Origin of the sequence: Bradyrhizobium sp. S3.2.6, from assembly GCF_040546885.1 — a bacterium.
Classification (GTDB): domain Bacteria; phylum Pseudomonadota; class Alphaproteobacteria; order Rhizobiales; family Xanthobacteraceae; genus Bradyrhizobium; species Bradyrhizobium cytisi.
Window position 1 is genome coordinate 277,154 of the sequence record NZ_JBEPOS010000004.1, and the last position, 16,449, is coordinate 293,602.

A 16,449-nucleotide genomic window follows, 5' to 3' on the forward strand; every position below is an offset into this window, starting at 1 on the left:
GGTCCAACCTTCAAATGGTAGACCGGTTTGTGGATCACCTCGGCACCTTGTGGCGGTTGCGCATGAGAGAAGCGGGCTGCGTGCGAGGGGGCAAAGCAAAAGGAAAAGGCCATGACTAATCCAAAACCCCGGCCAACCATCGTCCATGGCGAGACGCACGCTTATCCCGTGTTGCCGCTGCGCGATATCGTGGTCTTCCCGCACATGATCGTTCCGCTCTTCGTCGGTCGCGAGAAGTCGATCCGCGCGCTCGAAGAGGTGATGAAGAATGACGCGCTGATCATGCTCGCGACGCAGAAGAACGCGTCCGACGATGATCCGGCGCCCGATGCCATTTACGAGACCGGTACGCTTGCAAGCGTGCTGCAGCTCTTGAAGCTTCCCGACGGCACCGTGAAGGTGCTGGTCGAAGGGCTCGAGCGTGCGCGCGTGCAGAAGTACACCGATCGCGCCGATTATTATGAGGCCACCGCAATTGCGCTCGCCGACACCGACGCGAAGTCGGTCGAAGCCGAAGCTCTCTCGCGCTCGGTCGTGTCCGACTTCGAGAGCTATGTGAAGCTCAACAAGAAGATCTCGGCCGAGGTCGTCGGCGTCGTGCAGGCGATCACCGATTTCGCCAAGCTCGCCGACACAGTTGCCTCGCATCTCGCGGTCAAGATCGCGGATCGCCAGGGCATCCTGGAGACGCTGTCCGTCACCACGCGCCTGGAGAAGGTGCTGGGCCTGATGGAGAGCGAGATCTCGGTGCTGCAGGTCGAGAAGCGCATCCGCTCGCGCGTCAAGCGCCAGATGGAGAAGACCCAGCGCGAGTATTATCTCAACGAGCAGATGAAGGCGATCCAGAAGGAGCTCGGCGACGATGACGGTCGTGACGAGCTCGCCGACCTCGAAGAGAAGATCTCCAAGACCAAGCTCTCCAAGGAAGCGCGCGAGAAGGCGCAGCATGAGTTGAAGAAGCTGCGCCAGATGTCGCCGATGTCCGCGGAAGCGACCGTCGTGCGCAACTATCTGGATTGGCTGCTGTCGATCCCGTGGAACAAGAAGTCCAAGGTGAAGAAGGATCTGGAAGCCGCGCAGACGGTTCTGGACGCCGATCACTACGGGCTCGAGAAGGTCAAGGACCGTATCGTCGAGTATCTCGCGGTGCAGTCGCGCGCCAACAAGTTGACGGGCCCGATCCTGTGCCTCGTCGGACCTCCCGGCGTCGGCAAGACTTCGCTCGGCAAGTCGATCGCGAAGGCGACAGGGCGCGAGTTCGTGCGCGTCTCGCTCGGCGGCGTGCGCGACGAGGCCGAGATCCGCGGTCACCGCCGCACCTATATCGGCTCGATGCCCGGCAAGATCATCCAGTCGATGCGGAAGGCGAAGTCGTCCAATCCGCTGTTCCTGCTGGACGAGATCGACAAGATGGGCGCCGATTTCCGCGGCGATCCGTCCTCGGCGCTGCTCGAGGTCCTCGACCCCGAGCAGAACGGGACGTTTGCCGATCACTATCTGGAGGTCGACTACGATCTGTCGAACGTCATGTTCATCACGACCGCGAATACGCTCAATATTCCGGGCCCGCTGATGGACCGCATGGAGATCATCCGGATCGCCGGCTACACCGAGAACGAGAAGGTCGAGATCGCGCGCAAGCACCTGATCCCGACCGCGGTGTCCAAGCACGGCCTGGACTCCAAGGAGTTCTCGATCGACGACGAGGCGCTGCTGCTTCTGATCCGCCGCTACACCCGCGAAGCGGGCGTGCGTAACCTGGAGCGTGAGCTCTCCACACTCGCCCGCAAGGCGGTGAAGGAGCTGATGATCTCCAAGAAGAAGTCGGTCAAGGTCACCGAGAAGACTCTCGAAGAGCTTCTGGGTGTGCCGAAATACCGCTTCGGCGAGATCGAGAGCGAGCCGCAGGTCGGTATCGTCACCGGCCTTGCCTGGACCGATGTCGGCGGCGAGCTCTTGACCATCGAAGGCGTCATGATGCCCGGCAAGGGCAAGATGACGGTCACGGGCAATCTGCGCGACGTCATGAAGGAATCGATCTCGGCGGCGGCGTCCTACGTCCGCTCTCGCGCGATCGTTTACGGCATCGAGCCGCCGCTGTTCGACCGGCGCGACATCCACGTGCACGTGCCGGAAGGCGCGACGCCGAAGGACGGTCCGTCGGCGGGCGTGGCGATGGCGACCGCGATCATCTCGGTCATGACCGGCATTCCGGTCCGCCACGATGTCGCGATGACCGGCGAGATCACGCTGCGCGGCCGCGTGCTGCCGATCGGCGGTCTGAAGGAGAAGCTGCTCGCCGCTGCCCGCGGCGGCATCAAGACGGTGCTGATCCCCGAGGACAACGCCAAGGATCTCACGGAGATTTCCGATGCGATCAAGGGCGGCATGGAGATCATCCCGGTCTCGCGTCTGGACGACGTCGTCGCCAAGGCGCTGGTGAAGAAGCCGATGCCGATCGTCTGGGAAGAGGACACCAAGGTGACGGTGAAGCCCGACGGCGATGAGGCCGCCGGCGGCCTGACCGCTCACTGAGATCAGCGAAAGATGATAAAACGGCGCCTTCGGGCGCCGTTTTTATTTGGGGGGCAAGGAGCAAGGAGACCGGGCGATGCAGATCGACGGCAAGTGTCATTGCGGGCGGATCACCTTCGAGGCCGAGATCGACCCTGAGGCGGTCTCGGTCTGTCACTGCACCGATTGCCAGACCCTGACCGGATCGCCGTTCCGGGTGACCGCGATCTGCACCAAGGCCGACGTGAAGCTGATCGCCGGTGCGCCAAAGGTCTACGGCAAGCGCGGCGACAACGGCCGGATGCGCCTCCAGCACTTCTGTGGCGACTGCGGTTCCCCGCTGTTCACCAGCGGCGAGGGCGACCAGGCCGACGATTGGGGCATCCGCTGGGGCTCGATCCGCCAGCGCGACCAACTGCGGCCTGTGAGGCAGATTTGGTGTCAGTCGGCCGTGGTCTGGATCGACGCGGTGCCGCTGCTGCAGGGGAGGCCGAAAGATTGAGCTGGGCTTGCGACAAGCCCGCCTGCGCCGGCCTCGCACCAATGTGTGCCTCGGCTGGCTCGCCAAGCCGTAGCCAGCGAAGCAGGCGAAGGCTGGTGGGCGGTCACGGATTCGAACCGCGGACCCTCTCGGTGTAAACGAGATGCTCTAACCAGCTGAGCTAACCGCCCGGGTGGGCCTCTTTAGCGCCCCGGCCGGTGTCGAGGCAAGAGCCGAACGCGCCGCAAACTGGCTCCAATTTGCGGCCTGGTCAGGGTTCATGCTGGACACGAGCAGCCCTGCAGCAGGCCTGCTGGAGGGCAATCCGCTTTCGCAGCGCGAATCCGTCATCCGGCGGAAGAGGCCGGCGATCGTGCGTGCCGCCGCCGCGCAACTCCCGTCCGATATCAGGCCGTCTTGGTGAACATCGTCAGGACGCCGTCGGCGATGTTGATCGCGACGACTTGTGACGAACTCAAGCCCTTCGCCTTGAGGACGGAGGCTGCCTGCGGTGTGGCGTCGATGGACTGCCGAAGCGACTGAATGTCCTTGTCGCTTGTCTGCGCCACGAGTTCATCGACTTTCGCGCGCACCGCCGGCTGCAATTCCTTGACGTCCACCACCTGTATGCTCCGGATCACCGTGCTGGACTGAGAGGACGGCTGTTCCGCGCCGGGCTGCGACGACGCACCCTGCGCCTGCACCAGAGCCGGAGTTCCGAGGGAGAGAACTGCAACGATGACGGATGCCGTGAAGCTGCGCATGGTCTGCCTTTCTGGTTTGAGGAGCTGCGAATCTACCGAGGAAATCTGGTTGGCATCTGATTCCGATGTGGCCGTTCGGTGAAACCAATGCGGCCGCAATGCGCACAGACGCGCTGTGCCGGGGCCGGTGATGTCTGCGGCAAACGCCGGCTCGTGCCCTGAGCTCGACACGAGGGCGCTGCTGCGAGCTGAGGCCGGAAAGTGCTCCCCGGTTCAGGCCGGCTCAGGGAGTAGACTGGATTTGGCAGGTGGGCGATAGATGTCGCCTGACCTGAGTGACAGAGGCTCCGATGCAGCAACCAAGCGGACACGAGCAAAACGCCGACCAGATCGCCTATTGGAACGGCCCGAGCGGCCAGCGCTGGGCCGATCGCCACGCGGCGCAGGAGAGCGTGCTTGGACCCATTGCCGACGTGCTGATCGACCGCGCCAAGCCGCAGCCGGGCGAGCGCGTTCTCGATGTCGGCTGCGGCTCGGGTGCGACGACTTTTGCGTTCGCGAAGGCTGTGGCGCCAAACGGCTTTGCGCTCGGTCTCGATGTCTCCGAACCGATGCTGTCGCAGGCGCGTGCGTTTGCGCCGAAGGGGCTGCCGCTGGATTTCGTACTGGCGGATGCGACGGTGTGTCCGTTCGAGCCGGCGAGCTTTGACCTGCTCGCCTCGCGCTTCGGCGTGATGTTCTTTGCCGATCCGATTGCGTCCTTCAGCAACCTTCACCGTGCGCTGAAGCCGACGGGGCGGCTGGCATTTGCCTGCTGGCGCGAGCCGAAGGAAAACCCGTGGATGATGGCGCCGTTGATGGCGGTCTACAAGCACGTGCCGAAAATGCCGCCGGTCGGGCCGGAAGAGCCGGGCCCGTTCGCCTTCGCCTCGGAGGAGCGCGTGACGCGCATCCTGAAAGGTGCCGGCTTCATCGACGTGGCGATGGAGCCGCATAATCTCGCGATGGACATCGCCATCGGCGGCGGGCTCGATGCCGCCGTCGACGGCTCACTGCAGATCGGCCCCGCCAGCCGCGCGCTGCAGGGCCATCCGCCGGAGACGTACGCTGCCGCCAAGGCCTCGATCCGCGAGACGCTCGCGCCGTTCCTCAAGGGGCAATCGGTCGCGTTGCCGGGCGCGATCTGGATCGTGACGGCGAAGGCGGGGTAGATTGGAGCGGCCGCACTCCCCTCACACCACATCATCCGGCGCCAGCGCGCAGCCATTGTCCGGATGCGTCTCGACCTGGAGCGTGGTGTGGCCGATGCGGAAGGTGGTCTTCAGCTGCTGCGCGGTCTCCATCAGGAACGCGTCGGCGCTGCCTGCGGGCATCACGAGATGGCAGGTCAGCGCGGTCTCGGTGGTGGAGATCGGCCAGACGTGGAGGTCGTGGATCCCTGAGACGCCGGGCCGCGCCAGCAGGAACGCCTTGATAGCGACGAGGTCGGTGCCCCTGGGCGCTGCCGCCATCGACATGTCGATGGAGCCGCGGAGCAGGTTGGTCGTGCCCCAGAGGATGCTGGCGCAGATGACGAGGCTGGTGAGGGGATCGAGCCAGAGCCAGCCGGTCCAGATGATCAGCGCCGCCGAGAGGACGACACCGAGCGAGACTGCGGCGTCGGCCGCCATGTGCAAGTATGCACCTTCGATGTTGATGTCGTCCTTGCGTCCGCGTGCGAACAGCATGGCGGTAAAGCCGTTGATGAGGATGCCGATGCCGGCGACCACCATCACGGTGACGCCCGCGACCGGCTCGGGCTCGCGCAGCCGCAAGATCGCCTCCCAGCCGATCGCGCCGGTTGCGACCAGCAGGAACACCGCATTCGCCAGCGCCGCCAGAATGGTGGAGGCACGAAAGCCATAGGTGAAGCGGCCGCTCGGCGCGCGCCGCGCCGCGATCGAGGCGCCCCAGGCCACGACCAGGCCGAGCACGTCGGACAGATTATGGCCGGCGTCCGCCAGCAGCGCGGTGGAATTGCCGAGATAGCCGTAAACCGCTTCGGCCACGACCAGCGCGGTGTTGAGCGTAATGCCGATCGCGAACGCCTTGCCGAAATCGGCGGGCGCATGGACATGCCCGTGACCGTGCGAATGGTCGTGGTCATGGCCATGATCATGAGCGTGGCCGTGATCATGGTGGCGATGACCGTGATGGTCGTGACTGCTCAAACCTAGCGCTCCCCGGAAACCGCCAAATCAGGCGCCATTGTAGGCGTTTCGCCCGCGCCGTCACGCCGGAACAGTACGTAGAGTGCCGGCAGCACGAGCAATGTCAGCACCGTCGAGGAGATGATGCCGCCGATCACGACGGTCGCGAGCGGCCGCTGCACCTCGGCGCCGGCGCCGGTGGCGAGCGCCATCGGCACGAAGCCGAGCGAGGCGACCAGCGCGGTCATCAGCACCGGGCGGAGCCGCGTCAGCGCGCCCTCGCGGACGGCGTCCGCAATAGGGCGTCCTTCGCTGCGCAGACGCTCGATGAAGGTGATGATGACGAGGCCGTTGAGCACAGCGACGCCCGACAGCGCGATAAAGCCGACGCCGGCGCTGATGGATAAGGGAATACCGCGCAGCAACAGTGCGGCGACGCCGCCCGTCAGTGCCAGCGGCACGCCGGAGAACACAAGCGCTGCATCCGCTGCCGATCCCATGCCCATGAACAGCAGCAGGAACACCAGCAGCAGTGCCACCGGCACGACGATGGTCAGCCGCTTGGTCGCCGAGACCAGCTGCTCGAACTGTCCGCCCCAGCCGATCCAGTAGCCGGGCGGCAGCTTGACCTTCTCGGTCACCGCCTCCTGGGTCTCGGCGACGAAGGAGCGCAGGTCGCGCCCGCGAACGTTGGTCATGACCACCACGCGGCGCTTGCCGTTCTCGCGGCTGATCTGGTTGGGGCCGGGCGCGATCTCGATTGTCGCAACCGAGGACAGGGGGACGTAGCGGGGTGTCGTGCCCGATGCCCCCGGCCACGCGGTCTTCGTGACCGCGGCTGCATCCTCGCCGGGCGGCAGCGGGATCGGCAGCGACCTGATCGTGTCGGGGTTGGCCCGCAGGATTTCCGGCAGCCGCACCACGATGTCGAAGCGGCGATCGCCCTCGAACAGCTTGCCCACCGGCTTGCCGCCGATCGCGATCTCGACCAGGTTCTGCACCTCGCCGAGACTGAGGCCGTAGCGCGACAGCGCCTGGCGGTCGAGCCTGACAGTGAGGATCGGCAGACCCGCGACCTGCTCGGTCTTCACGTCGGCGGCGCCCTCAATGGCGCGGACCACGCCGTTGACCTGCTGGGCGATACCGGCGAGCACGTCGAGATCGTCGCCGAAGATTTTCACGCCGACGTCGCTGCGGATGCCGGCGATGAGCTCGTTGAAGCGCATCTGGATCGGCTGGGTCATGCCATAGGCGCTACCGGGCAGGGTGTTGGCGGCGCGCTCGATCTCTTCGATCACCTCATTCTTCGGCTTGGCGGGATCGGGCCATTCCTCGCGCGGCCTCAGCGTGACATAGGTGTCGGCGACGTTCGGCGGCATCGGATCGTTGGCGATCTCGGCGGTGCCGACCTTGGAGAAGATGGTCGCGACCTCCGGAACCTGCTTGACTGCCTTCTCAAGCCGGAGCTGCATGTCGACGCTCTGGGTCAGGCTGGTGCCGGGAATCCGGATGGTCTCGATGGTGATGTCGCCTTCATCCAGGCTCGGAATGAACTCGCCGCCCATGCGTGTCGCGGCAAGGATGCTGCCGGCGACGATCAGCACGGCAGCGAACGCGACGCTGCCGCGGTAACGGATGGCGCGCTCGAGCAGCGGCACATAGATCCGCGTGGCCGCCCGCATGAAGACGTTCTCCTTCTCCGAGACCTTGCCGGTGACGACAATCGCCACCGCAGCCGGGACGAAGGTGACCGACAGCAGCGCCGCACCCGCGAGCGCCATCAGCACGGTCAGCGCCATCGGCGTGAACATCTTGCCCTCGGTCCCCGTCAGGGTCAGGACCGGCAAATAAACCACGGCGATGATCAGCGTGCCGAACAGGCTTGGCTTGATGACCTCGCTGCTGCCGTCGCGGATGGTCTGGAGGCGTTCGTCCAGCGTCAGCAGCCGTCCGCGCCGGTGCTGCCCGGCGGCGAGCAACCGCAGGCAGTTCTCGACGATGATGACCGCGCCGTCGACGATGATGCCGAAGTCGATTGCGCCCAGACTCATCAGATTGGCGCTGACCTTGCTCTCGACCATGCCCGTGATCGTGAACAGCATCGAGAGCGGGATGACGCAGGCGGTGATCAGCGCAGCGCGGATGTTGCCGAGGATCAGGAACAGCACCGCGATCACCAGCGCCGCGCCCTCGACGAGATTCTTCTCGACGGTCTGGATGGTCGCTTCGACCAGATGTGTGCGGTCATAGACGGCGCGCGCGATCACGCCATCGGGCAGCGATTTCGCGATCTCCGCGAGCCGGCCCTTCACGCGTTGGGCCACCGTGCGGCTGTTCTCGCCGATCAGCAGCATGGCTGTGCCGAGCACCGTCTCCGTGCCGTTGGCCGAGGCCGCGCCACTGCGCAGGTCCTGGCCTTCCTGGACGTCGGCGACGTCGCGGATGCGGACCGGTACGCCGCCGCGCGAGCCGATCACGATGTCTCTGATGTCCTCGATATCGGCGACCTGGCCGGGCGCGCGGACGAGATATTGCTCGCCATTGCGCTCGATATAGCCAGCGCCGACATTGGCATTGTTGGCGGCCAGCGCCGTCATGATGTCGCGGAAGCCGAGCTTGTAGGCCATCAGCCGGCCGGGGATCGGCAGCACGTGGAATTGCCGCTCATAGCCGCCGATCGAGTTGACCTCGATCACGCCGGGAATGGTACGCAGCTGCGGCTTGATGATCCAGTCCTGGATGGTGCGCAGCTCGGTCGGCGTGAACTCGGCGCCAGTGGGCGATTTTGCGCCGGCCTTTGCCTCGACGGAGTAGACGTAGATCTCGCCAAGGCCGGTCGAGATCGGCCCCATCGCGAGCTCGGTGCCTACAGGAAGCTGGTCCTTCGCCTGCTGGATGCGTTCGTTGACGAGCTGCCGGGCGAAATAGATGTCGGTGCCGTCCTGGAATACGACGGTGACCTGGCTCAGGCCATAGCGCGAGATCGAGCGGGTGTAATCGAGCTTGGGCAGCCCGCCCATCGCGGTCTCGATCGGGAAGGTGATGCGCTGCTCGGCTTCGAGCGGCGACAGGCCCGGCGCGCGCGTGTTGATCTGGACCTGGACGTTGGTGACGTCAGGGACGGCGTCGATCGGCAGGCGCGTGAAATTCCAGGCGCCGAAGGCGCCGACTGCCAGCGCGAACAGGACCACGAGCCATCGTTGACGAATGGAGAAGCCGAGGAAGGCGTCAATCATGATCGGCGTCTCCCTTGCCCATCTCCGCCTTCACGACGAAGCTGTTTTCGGCGACGTAGTGCTCGCCGGGTATGAGGCCGGCGCGGATTTCCACGAATTGCGGATCGGAATCTCCAAGCTCCACCGGGCGCGCCTCGATCTTGTCGCTGTCCTCGCGGACGAACACGATGGTTCGGTTCTCCAGCGTCTGGATCGCACTGCGGCGCACGGCAACCGCGACATTGCGGGCGGCGAGGATCAGCCGCGCCGTGACGAACAGGCCGGGGCGAAGCCGGCCCTCCGGGTTCGGCAGCACCACGCGCGCCAGCGCGGTCTGGGTCTCGCTGCTTCCGATCGGCGCCATGTAGGAGATACTGCCCTTGATCTCGCCGCGGGCGTCGTCGGGATCGATCAGCACCTCGTCGTTGAGGCGGACGCGCCGGAGGTCCTGCCGGTAGATCGACAGATCGACCCAGATGGTCGCGAGGTCGGCGACGACGAAGGCCGGCTTCTGCTCGGAGACGTATTCGCCGAGCGAAATCTGCCGCTCGATGACGGTGCCGGCGATCGGCGCCTTGAGCTCGTAGACGGTCAGGCTCTGGTTGCTCTCGATGCTGGCGAGCAGATCGTCCTTGCCGACCTTGTCGCCGATCCGCTTCTGGATCGATTTGGCGAGGCCCGGAAAGCGCGGGGTGACCTGCACCACGGCCTCCTGGTTGGCGCGCAAGATGCCGTTGAAGGACAGCGTATCGGTCAGCGTGGCGCTCGCGGCTTCCGCGAGCGTCACGCCGGCAGCGGCGAGCTTGACGTCGGAGATGCGGATGCGGTCGGCGCCATGCTCATCCTGCTCGACATGATCGTTCTGCCTCTCCGGCTTCTTCTCTTCGGTATGCGCGGCGGGCGCGACCCTGGCCGGGGCGAGCAGGGAATAGCCGTAGGCGCCGAGCGTGGCGGCAAGGATGGCGATGAGGACGGTGGAGGACGTCTTCATCGCGCGCTCTCCCGCGCCAGCGCAAACGGATTGCCGACGAGGCCTTCGATGGTGGCAACGCCGGCATGGAAGTTCTGCAGCGCCTCCTGCTCGCGAAGCCGCGCCTGGGCGACGCTGGCTTGGGCATCGAGCACCTCCAGCAGGGTGAAGCGGCCCTGGCCGTAGCCCTGCGAGATCGCTTCCGAGGCCTCGGTGGCCTTGGGGATCGCAGTCTCGCGCAGCACCGCGAGCTCGCGCAAGGAGCCCTGGAGCGAGTCGTAGGCGCGGCCGGCGATCACGATCAGCGTGTTGCGGTTGGCCTCGCGCTCGGCCCTGGTCTTGGCCAGGCTTTCCTGGGCTGAGAGGATGTTGCCCTGGTTCTGGTCGAACACGGGGATCGGCACCGAGACGGTGAGGCGCGCCGCATCGTCATTGGTCTCGTTGAAATGGCGCCAGCCGGCCGCGATCCGCACGTCGGGATAGGGCCTGAGCCGCGCCATCAGCAGCTCGGCATTGCGTTGCGCATACACTGCGGTCCAGCGCACCAGCTGCGGATTGGCGTCGATGGCGGCGACGACAGACTGGAACGTCGGCGGCCGTCCCATGGTGTCGAGCCGACCGGAGACCTCGCCGAATTTCGCCACGGGATCGCCCATCAGCACCGCGAGCTCGCGCCGGGCGCTCGCCAGCGTCGCCTTGAAACGCTCGCGGTCGGCCTTCACCAGCGCCGAGGCGACCTCGGCGCGGCCGGTCTCTGCCGGCGAAGAGGCGCCGGCCTCGACACGGCGGCGGAGCAGCGGCGTCAGGCGATCGATCGCGGCAATCTGCTCGTCGAGGATCTGGATGCGGCGCTGCGCGCCGAGCACGCTGAGGAAGGCGATCGCGGTCTCCGACAGCACCTCGAGCCTGATTGCTTTGCGCTGGATTGCGGCGACCTCGATGCCGGCCGCGCCCGCCGCGATCCGCGCGTCGCGCTTGCCGAACAGCTCAAAAGCCTGGCTGATCTGGAGCGTGGTCTCGGCCGATCTGGTGCCGCGATAGATGCCCGAGCCGAACGAATTGTCCTGCTCATAGGACAGTTCGGGATTGAGCAGGGCGCCCGCCTGGATGCGCTGGCCCGTGGCGACGCCGATGTCGCGCTCCGCCGCCGTCAGGCGCGGGCTCGCGGCCAGCGCGCGCGTCAGCGCCGCGCGCATCGTCAGGGTCTGGGCGTGGGCGTGCTGCGTCAGCCAGGGGCTGACGAAAATCGTCATCGCGCACGAAAGGCGCGCGGCAGTCCGTCTGCAAGACATGAAGGTGACCTGTGAACAAAAGCATCGTGGGCGCACGCGGCGCCCGACTGGTCAGTTCAGGTCAGATGTTCTGGGGGGCGGGGATTCGGTGTCAGGCGCAATGCCGATCAGCGCAGGCGCGCGCTGCGGAACCGGTGCGGCAACGAAGTCGGCTGCTGCTTCCGCCTGCATCAGCTGCGCCACGGCGACGGAGAAGCAGCCGTGGCAGTGATGGCCGCCGAGTGCCTTGTGATCGCCATGACCGATGGAACCGTTGTCGACGATCGAGGCGATCTCCGAGCCGCCTGCGGGGCTGGTGACATCGATGTCGTGGGCGCCATGGAGCGCGCCGGAGAGCAGATACATGACCGCAACGAATACAGCCACGAGCCCGCGCCAGTTGCGCGAGCGGCTCGATCGATTGGCTGTGCAGGTGGCAGTCACGATATGACTCGAGTTCCCCGATCCGGCTGCGGTACCACGGCGGCCGCAACGATGTCGACCCGCAACATTGTTACGTGTGCGAAACGCGATGTCGCCCCTACGCCTTTTCCTCCCAGATCATCGCCAGATGCACGATGGTCTGGACCGCCTTCTCCATGTCCTGCCGGCTGACCCATTCCAGACGCGAATGAAAGGCGTGCTCGCCGGCAAAGATGTTGGGGCAGGGCAGGCCCATGAAGGAGAGGCGCGAGCCGTCGGTGCCGCCGCGGATCGCGGTCCGCATCGGACGAAGGCCGGCGCGTCGGATCGCCTCGATCGCGTATTCGAGGATGTGCGGGTGACGGTCGATCACCTGCTTCATGTTGCGGTACTGCTCGCGGACCTCGAACTTGTAGGTCGAGCGCGGATAATCCTTCATCACATCCTTGACGATGGTCTCGAGCAGGATCTCCTTCTCCTTCAATCCTTCCTCGGTGAAGTCGCGCACGATGAACGAGAGGGTCGCCTGTTCCAGCGCGCCTTCGATGCCGACCGGATGCAGGAAACCCTGCTTGCCCGACGTCGTCTCCGGCGAGCAGCCTTCCTTGGGCAGCCGCTCGACGATGGCCGCCGCAATCTTGATCGCGTGCTCCATCTTGCCCTTGGCATAGCCGGGATGGGCGCTCACGCCGGTGATGGTAATGGTGGCGCCGTCGGCGGAGAACGTCTCGTCCTCGACACTGCCCGCGCTCTCGCCGTCCATGGTGTAGCCGAAATCGGCCCCCAACTTCTTGATGTCGACATTGTCGACGCCGCGGCCGATCTCTTCATCCGGCGTGAACAGGATCTTGATGGTGCCGTGCTTCACATCAGGGTTGTTGATGAAGAAATGCGCGGCATCCATGATCTCGGCGACGCCGGCCTTGTTGTCGGCCCCGAGCAGCGTGGTGCCGTCGGTGGTGATGATGTCGTTGCCGATCTGGTTCTTCAGCGCGGGGTGCTCGGCAAAGCGGATCACCTGGGTCGTATCGCCCGGCAAGGTGATGTCGCCGCCGCGATAGTTCTTCACGACTTGCGGCTTCACATCCTTGCCCGTGACGTCGGGCGAGGTGTCCATGTGTGAGCAGAAGCAGATCACCGGCACCTTCTTGTCGGTGTTGGCGGGGATCGTTGCGTAGACATAGCCGTAATCGTCGAGATGGGCGTCGGCGACGCCCATGGCCTTTAGCTCGGTGACGAGGACGCGGCCGAGATCCTTCTGCTTCTCGGTCGATGGCGAGGCCGGGGAATTCGGATCGGACTGGGTGTCGATGGTGACGTAACGCAGGAAGCGCTCGGTCACGGTATGGACGAAGGTCAGGGACATGTCTGTTCAAACCGCCGGGTCTTTTGGGAGCAGGTCTTGGGAAGCAGGTCTTGGGAAGCAACCGGTATACCAGAAAAGCGGGCCGCGTTGCGGCCGGACGAAGGCGAATCCGACTAAACGAAAGGGAGCATCAGATCGCCTCTTTCAGTTCCTTGACCGGGCGGAACGCGACCTTCTTGCTGGCCTTGATGTGGATCGCCTCGCCGGTGGCGGGATTGCGGCCGGTGCGGGCGGCCCGCTTGCGGACCTGGAGGATGCCAAGCCCGACGATGCGGACGCGGTCGCCCTTCTTCAGATGCCTGGTGATCAGCTCGACGAGGTCGGTGAGGACGGCCTCGGCGTGCTTCTTCGAGAGGTCCTGGCTTTCCGCGATCTCGGCCGCGAGGTGCTTGAGCGTGATCGTGGCCGGAGCAGCTGCCTTCTTCGCCATATCTGGCCTCCTCGGGTGTCGCGCGGAAGCTTGCCGGGGCTCCCAAACTGCCAAGTTCCACAGGCCTAGACGATTCGGGATGAGACTGACTATGCCGGTCAGCGGGCGTGGGATTTTCGCGTGATTTCTCAATCGAATCCGCGCGTTCCTGCCGGCTGATAGGTCGAGATGCGGCACGATACTGCTAATCGGAATGAAGAGCCGATACTAAGCCTTTGAAGATGTTGTCACAATGTCGAGAGGAAGACAGCGCTCGACCCCCGCAGGCTCCGGCTTGGGCGCATCCACATCGAGACGATCAGTGCCGTGTCCCCGTAGCCAATCGGATTGCATGCACGTCGCGGTTAATGTTCAAGTGCCCGCGTGAACCCAAATGCGGCCGATAGCACGGCAGCAGGGGCGGCGGGGGCCGTTCGGATCGCAATTGATTTCGCCCAAGGCCGCGTTTGCGCGGTGTTACTTGGCGCGATGGCTTTTGCTGCGGTCTATTTCCTCGTCTACCCTGTCTGGCGATCGCAATTCCTGGTGGAGATCTGGTTCACCGAGGGATGGAACGCCTATTTTCAGGACGCGGCCGGCGCCGGTCGAGCGCTCTATCCCCCGTCTGATGCGCTGATCGTCAACAACTACCCGCCATTGTCCTTCTATGCGGTCGGCGCACTCGGCAGGATGCTTGGCGCCGACAATCTGTTCATCGGCCGTGCACTCTCGCTGACCGCGGTGATCGCGATCGCCGTCGAGATATTCGCCTGCGTCAGGCTTCTATCGGGAGGACTGGCTGGAGGCCTGTTGGGGGCCTTCTGGTACGTCGCGATCACGTCGCACAACTTCACCGCATATGCGGGTGCGAACGATCCCCAACTCGCCGGCGAGGCGATCATGGGCCTCGGATTGGTCTTGTTCCTGTCGCGCCAGCAGTCCGGCCGCTCGGTGCTCGGTCCTTTGCTCTTGATGGTGCTGGCCGGTTTCTGGAAGCACAACATGATCGCGATCCCGCTGGCGGCGATCGCGTGGCTTCTTATCAGGCGCGGCCGCTCTGCTTTCCCCGACATCGCGGTCAGCGCAGCCGTCGCGGCCGCGGGGCTAGCGCTCTGCGGGGTTCTGTTCGGTCTCGACTTCTTCAGAAACATCTTCGTCAGCAGGCACTATGGCTTCTCGCACTTGCTTGCGAACGTAGGTCACCTCCAATGGTCGGCTCCGGCGTTTCTCTCTTGGCTGACATGGGTTCTGTTCTCGAGAAGCCAGGCTGCAAAATTTACGGCCTTGCACGTACCCATCGGCCTCGGGGCATGCTTGCTGCAATGGCTCGGCGACAAAATCTATGGCAATGCCGAATTCGATCTCATCATCGCGCTTGCCGTTGGCGTGGGCGTCGCCTTCGAAGAGATCAAGACCTCGCCGTTTGTTCGCCTGATTGGCGAGAACGGCACACGCGTCGTGCTGGTCTCGTTTTTGCTGCTTCGCTTCGTTGCCAGCGATCGCCAGGAACCGCTTCTTGTGATGTTCGACCGGGACTTCGAGCATCAGTTCTTGCTCAGCGAGCTCGCGGTCAAGCGCGAAGCTGAAATTGTCTCTCAGACCAGCGGCGACGTCGCATGTACGGTGAAGGTGGTCTGCCGGGAGGCCGGCAAGCCGTTCGTCGTCGACGACTTCAAAATCGACGAGATGTTGGCGACGAAGCAAATGTCGCCTGATGGGCTGCATCGGCTCCTTTCCGATCGAGGTATCCAGACGTTCACGAACAGTCTTGCGACATCGGCCACCGTGAACACATCGCTAAGCCATGCATGGGCGCGCGGCGCGCTCGGACGCTGAAACGCAAGAGCCCCACCGGCCCGGGCTCGGTGGGCTCGAATTTAGTCTGCAGACCAAACTGGCCACCCTGAAGCCGCGGCGCTCGCGAACGAACAGGGCCGGCAAGTCAGAGGTCCTCGGCATACCCAGGATACGCCGTACCAGGCTCCGTTAAGGCGTCTCTCTAAATGATTGATATTCCGCCATAAATGGCGCGAGAGACGGGGCTCGAACCCGCGACCTCCGGCGTGACAGGCCGGCGCTCTAACCAACTGAGCTACTCCCGCGTGACGCGTATGTGTCCGCGCGGAACGAGGGGGGACTTAAAGGGGGGACATGGTGAAGTCAAGGACGTTGCGTTCACGGGGAGCAAACGCCGGCTGGAGCGGGGCGGGACCGTATCGCTATGGTCCGAACAGCTGGCTCCGGGCGCCGAATCAATCAATGGTGATGCAAGCTCCACGGGCTATTTCCGAGGACAATTGGCTTGACCGTCGGCTCGCGCGCCTTCCAGGCCGGCGCGGATTTCGCGATGTTGCTGGCCGCGCGCAAATACTGATGGGACGACGTCGGCGCCAGGATTCAGCAACACTCCAGCGGCAGTCGGCTCGGAGTTTTTGGCCTCAATTCTTCAGAGATCGGCCAAAAGCAAAAGGCCGCCCTGAAGGGCGGCCGTTTTGTCTCAAAACGGACCTTTTCCGCAATCAGCGGATCGTCGAGGCGCCCGAGCTCGTGACCGCCACCGGCTTGCCGGCCTTGATCACGTGGGTGGACTGGGCGGTCTGGCTGTAATCGGCGTTGGTGCGGGCTGCGATCCCGAAGGCGGCAACTGCGATGCCGGCCACCAGCGCCACCACCACGATCTTCAGGTGGGTACCCCGATCTGCAGAGTGAATTGAGTGGTTCATCCGAGCCTCCCGACGGGCTTTGGCGCCGTCTGTAGGCCGATGTCTTAAGGAGCATCTGTTTCCGCATCGTTTCGCCGGTTCGGCAAAATGGTTTCATCCGGCCATTTCAGGACGGCATAAGTGGTTTTACCTGCCGCGTAATCGCGGGGGCCAATTCCCTTCGCCATGATCGTTTCCGTCGGCC

14 protein-coding genes and 2 tRNA genes are annotated in these 16,449 nt (G+C 64.6%); 4 read left to right on the forward strand and 12 right to left on the reverse strand.

Annotated features, from left to right (window positions below; all coding sequences use genetic code 11):
• The first annotated feature begins 111 nt into the window (after positions 1 to 111).
• Together lon and ABID58_RS11700 are read left to right on the forward strand one after the other, a co-directional pair.
• Positions 112 to 2,535, forward strand: a complete 2,424-nt coding sequence (gene lon, locus ABID58_RS11695; protein ID WP_354032729.1) for an endopeptidase La — start codon at positions 112 to 114, stop codon at positions 2,533 to 2,535.
• A gap of 76 nt (positions 2,536 to 2,611) precedes the next feature.
• Positions 2,612 to 3,016 carry a GFA family protein gene (locus ABID58_RS11700; protein WP_354032730.1) on the forward strand — a complete coding sequence of 135 codons (405 nt, stop codon included), beginning with the start codon at positions 2,612 to 2,614 and terminating at the stop codon, positions 3,014 to 3,016.
• Positions 3,017 to 3,109: 93 nt separating this feature from the next.
• Here ABID58_RS11700 and ABID58_RS11705 read toward each other — a convergent pair.
• Together ABID58_RS11705 and ABID58_RS11710 are read right to left on the reverse strand one after the other, a co-directional pair.
• Positions 3,110 to 3,186 (reverse strand) — tRNA-Val (locus ABID58_RS11705).
• A gap of 216 nt (positions 3,187 to 3,402) precedes the next feature.
• Entirely contained in the window at positions 3,403 to 3,759 is a 357-nt protein-coding gene (locus ABID58_RS11710) for a hypothetical protein (RefSeq protein ID WP_354032731.1), read from the reverse strand.
• 290 nt (positions 3,760 to 4,049) lie between these two features.
• Here ABID58_RS11710 and ABID58_RS11715 point away from each other — a divergent pair, with 290 nt between their 5' ends.
• Positions 4,050 to 4,910, forward strand: a complete 861-nt coding sequence (locus tag ABID58_RS11715; protein ID WP_354032732.1) for a class I SAM-dependent methyltransferase — start codon at positions 4,050 to 4,052, stop codon at positions 4,908 to 4,910.
• A gap of 21 nt (positions 4,911 to 4,931) precedes the next feature.
• Here the strand turns inward: ABID58_RS11715 and ABID58_RS11720 are convergent, their stop codons facing one another.
• From ABID58_RS11720 to ABID58_RS11750, 7 genes are all read right to left on the reverse strand, one after another.
• Entirely contained in the window at positions 4,932 to 5,909 is a 978-nt protein-coding gene (locus ABID58_RS11720) for a cation diffusion facilitator family transporter (protein ID WP_354032733.1), read from the reverse strand.
• Between the two features lie 2 nt (positions 5,910 to 5,911).
• Positions 5,912 to 9,124, reverse strand: coding sequence for a divalent metal ion exporter subunit IhpC (gene ihpC / locus ABID58_RS11725; protein ID WP_354032734.1), 3,213 nt, complete (start codon positions 9,122 to 9,124; stop codon positions 5,912 to 5,914).
• Positions 9,117 to 10,094, reverse strand: a complete 978-nt coding sequence (gene ihpB / locus ABID58_RS11730) for a divalent metal ion exporter adaptor subunit IhpB (RefSeq protein ID WP_354032736.1) — start codon at positions 10,092 to 10,094, stop codon at positions 9,117 to 9,119. The genes ihpC and ihpB overlap by 8 nt, the downstream gene beginning before the upstream one ends.
• Positions 10,091 to 11,365 (reverse strand): divalent metal ion exporter subunit IhpA, encoded by a 1,275-nt coding sequence (ihpA, locus tag ABID58_RS11735; protein WP_354032737.1) that lies wholly within the window; start codon positions 11,363 to 11,365, stop codon positions 10,091 to 10,093. The genes ihpB and ihpA overlap by 4 nt, the downstream gene beginning before the upstream one ends.
• Positions 11,366 to 11,416: 51 nt before the next feature.
• The gene (locus ABID58_RS11740) at positions 11,417 to 11,710 is read right to left on the reverse strand and encodes a hypothetical protein (protein WP_354032805.1); all 294 of its coding nucleotides are present in this window, start codon (positions 11,708 to 11,710) and stop codon (positions 11,417 to 11,419) included.
• A gap of 175 nt (positions 11,711 to 11,885) precedes the next feature.
• Positions 11,886 to 13,133 (reverse strand): peptidase T, encoded by a 1,248-nt coding sequence (gene pepT, locus ABID58_RS11745; RefSeq protein ID WP_354032738.1) that lies wholly within the window; start codon positions 13,131 to 13,133, stop codon positions 11,886 to 11,888.
• A gap of 130 nt (positions 13,134 to 13,263) precedes the next feature.
• Positions 13,264 to 13,563: an HU family DNA-binding protein gene (locus tag ABID58_RS11750; RefSeq protein WP_148753615.1), complete on the reverse strand. Its 300-nt coding sequence runs from the start codon at positions 13,561 to 13,563 to the stop codon at positions 13,264 to 13,266.
• A 720-nt stretch (positions 13,564 to 14,283) separates the two neighbouring features.
• Between ABID58_RS11750 and ABID58_RS11755 the strand changes: the two genes are divergently transcribed.
• A complete protein-coding gene (locus ABID58_RS11755; RefSeq protein WP_354032739.1) occupies positions 14,284 to 15,378 on the forward strand; it encodes a hypothetical protein in 1,095 nt (364 codons plus the stop codon).
• 189 nt (positions 15,379 to 15,567) lie between these two features.
• Here ABID58_RS11755 and ABID58_RS11760 read toward each other — a convergent pair.
• The 3 genes from ABID58_RS11760 to ABID58_RS11770 all read right to left on the reverse strand — a co-directional run bounded on the left by ABID58_RS11760 (position 15,568) and on the right by ABID58_RS11770 (position 16,432).
• A tRNA-Asp gene (locus ABID58_RS11760) sits at positions 15,568 to 15,644 on the reverse strand.
• Between the two features lie 417 nt (positions 15,645 to 16,061).
• Complete coding sequence (locus ABID58_RS11765; protein WP_148753617.1) at positions 16,062 to 16,265, reverse strand: hypothetical protein; 204 nt, start codon at positions 16,263 to 16,265, stop codon at positions 16,062 to 16,064.
• 44 nt (positions 16,266 to 16,309) lie between these two features.
• Positions 16,310 to 16,432, reverse strand: coding sequence for a hypothetical protein (locus tag ABID58_RS11770; RefSeq protein ID WP_354032740.1), 123 nt, complete (start codon positions 16,430 to 16,432; stop codon positions 16,310 to 16,312).
• Positions 16,433 to 16,449 lie beyond the last annotated feature (17 nt).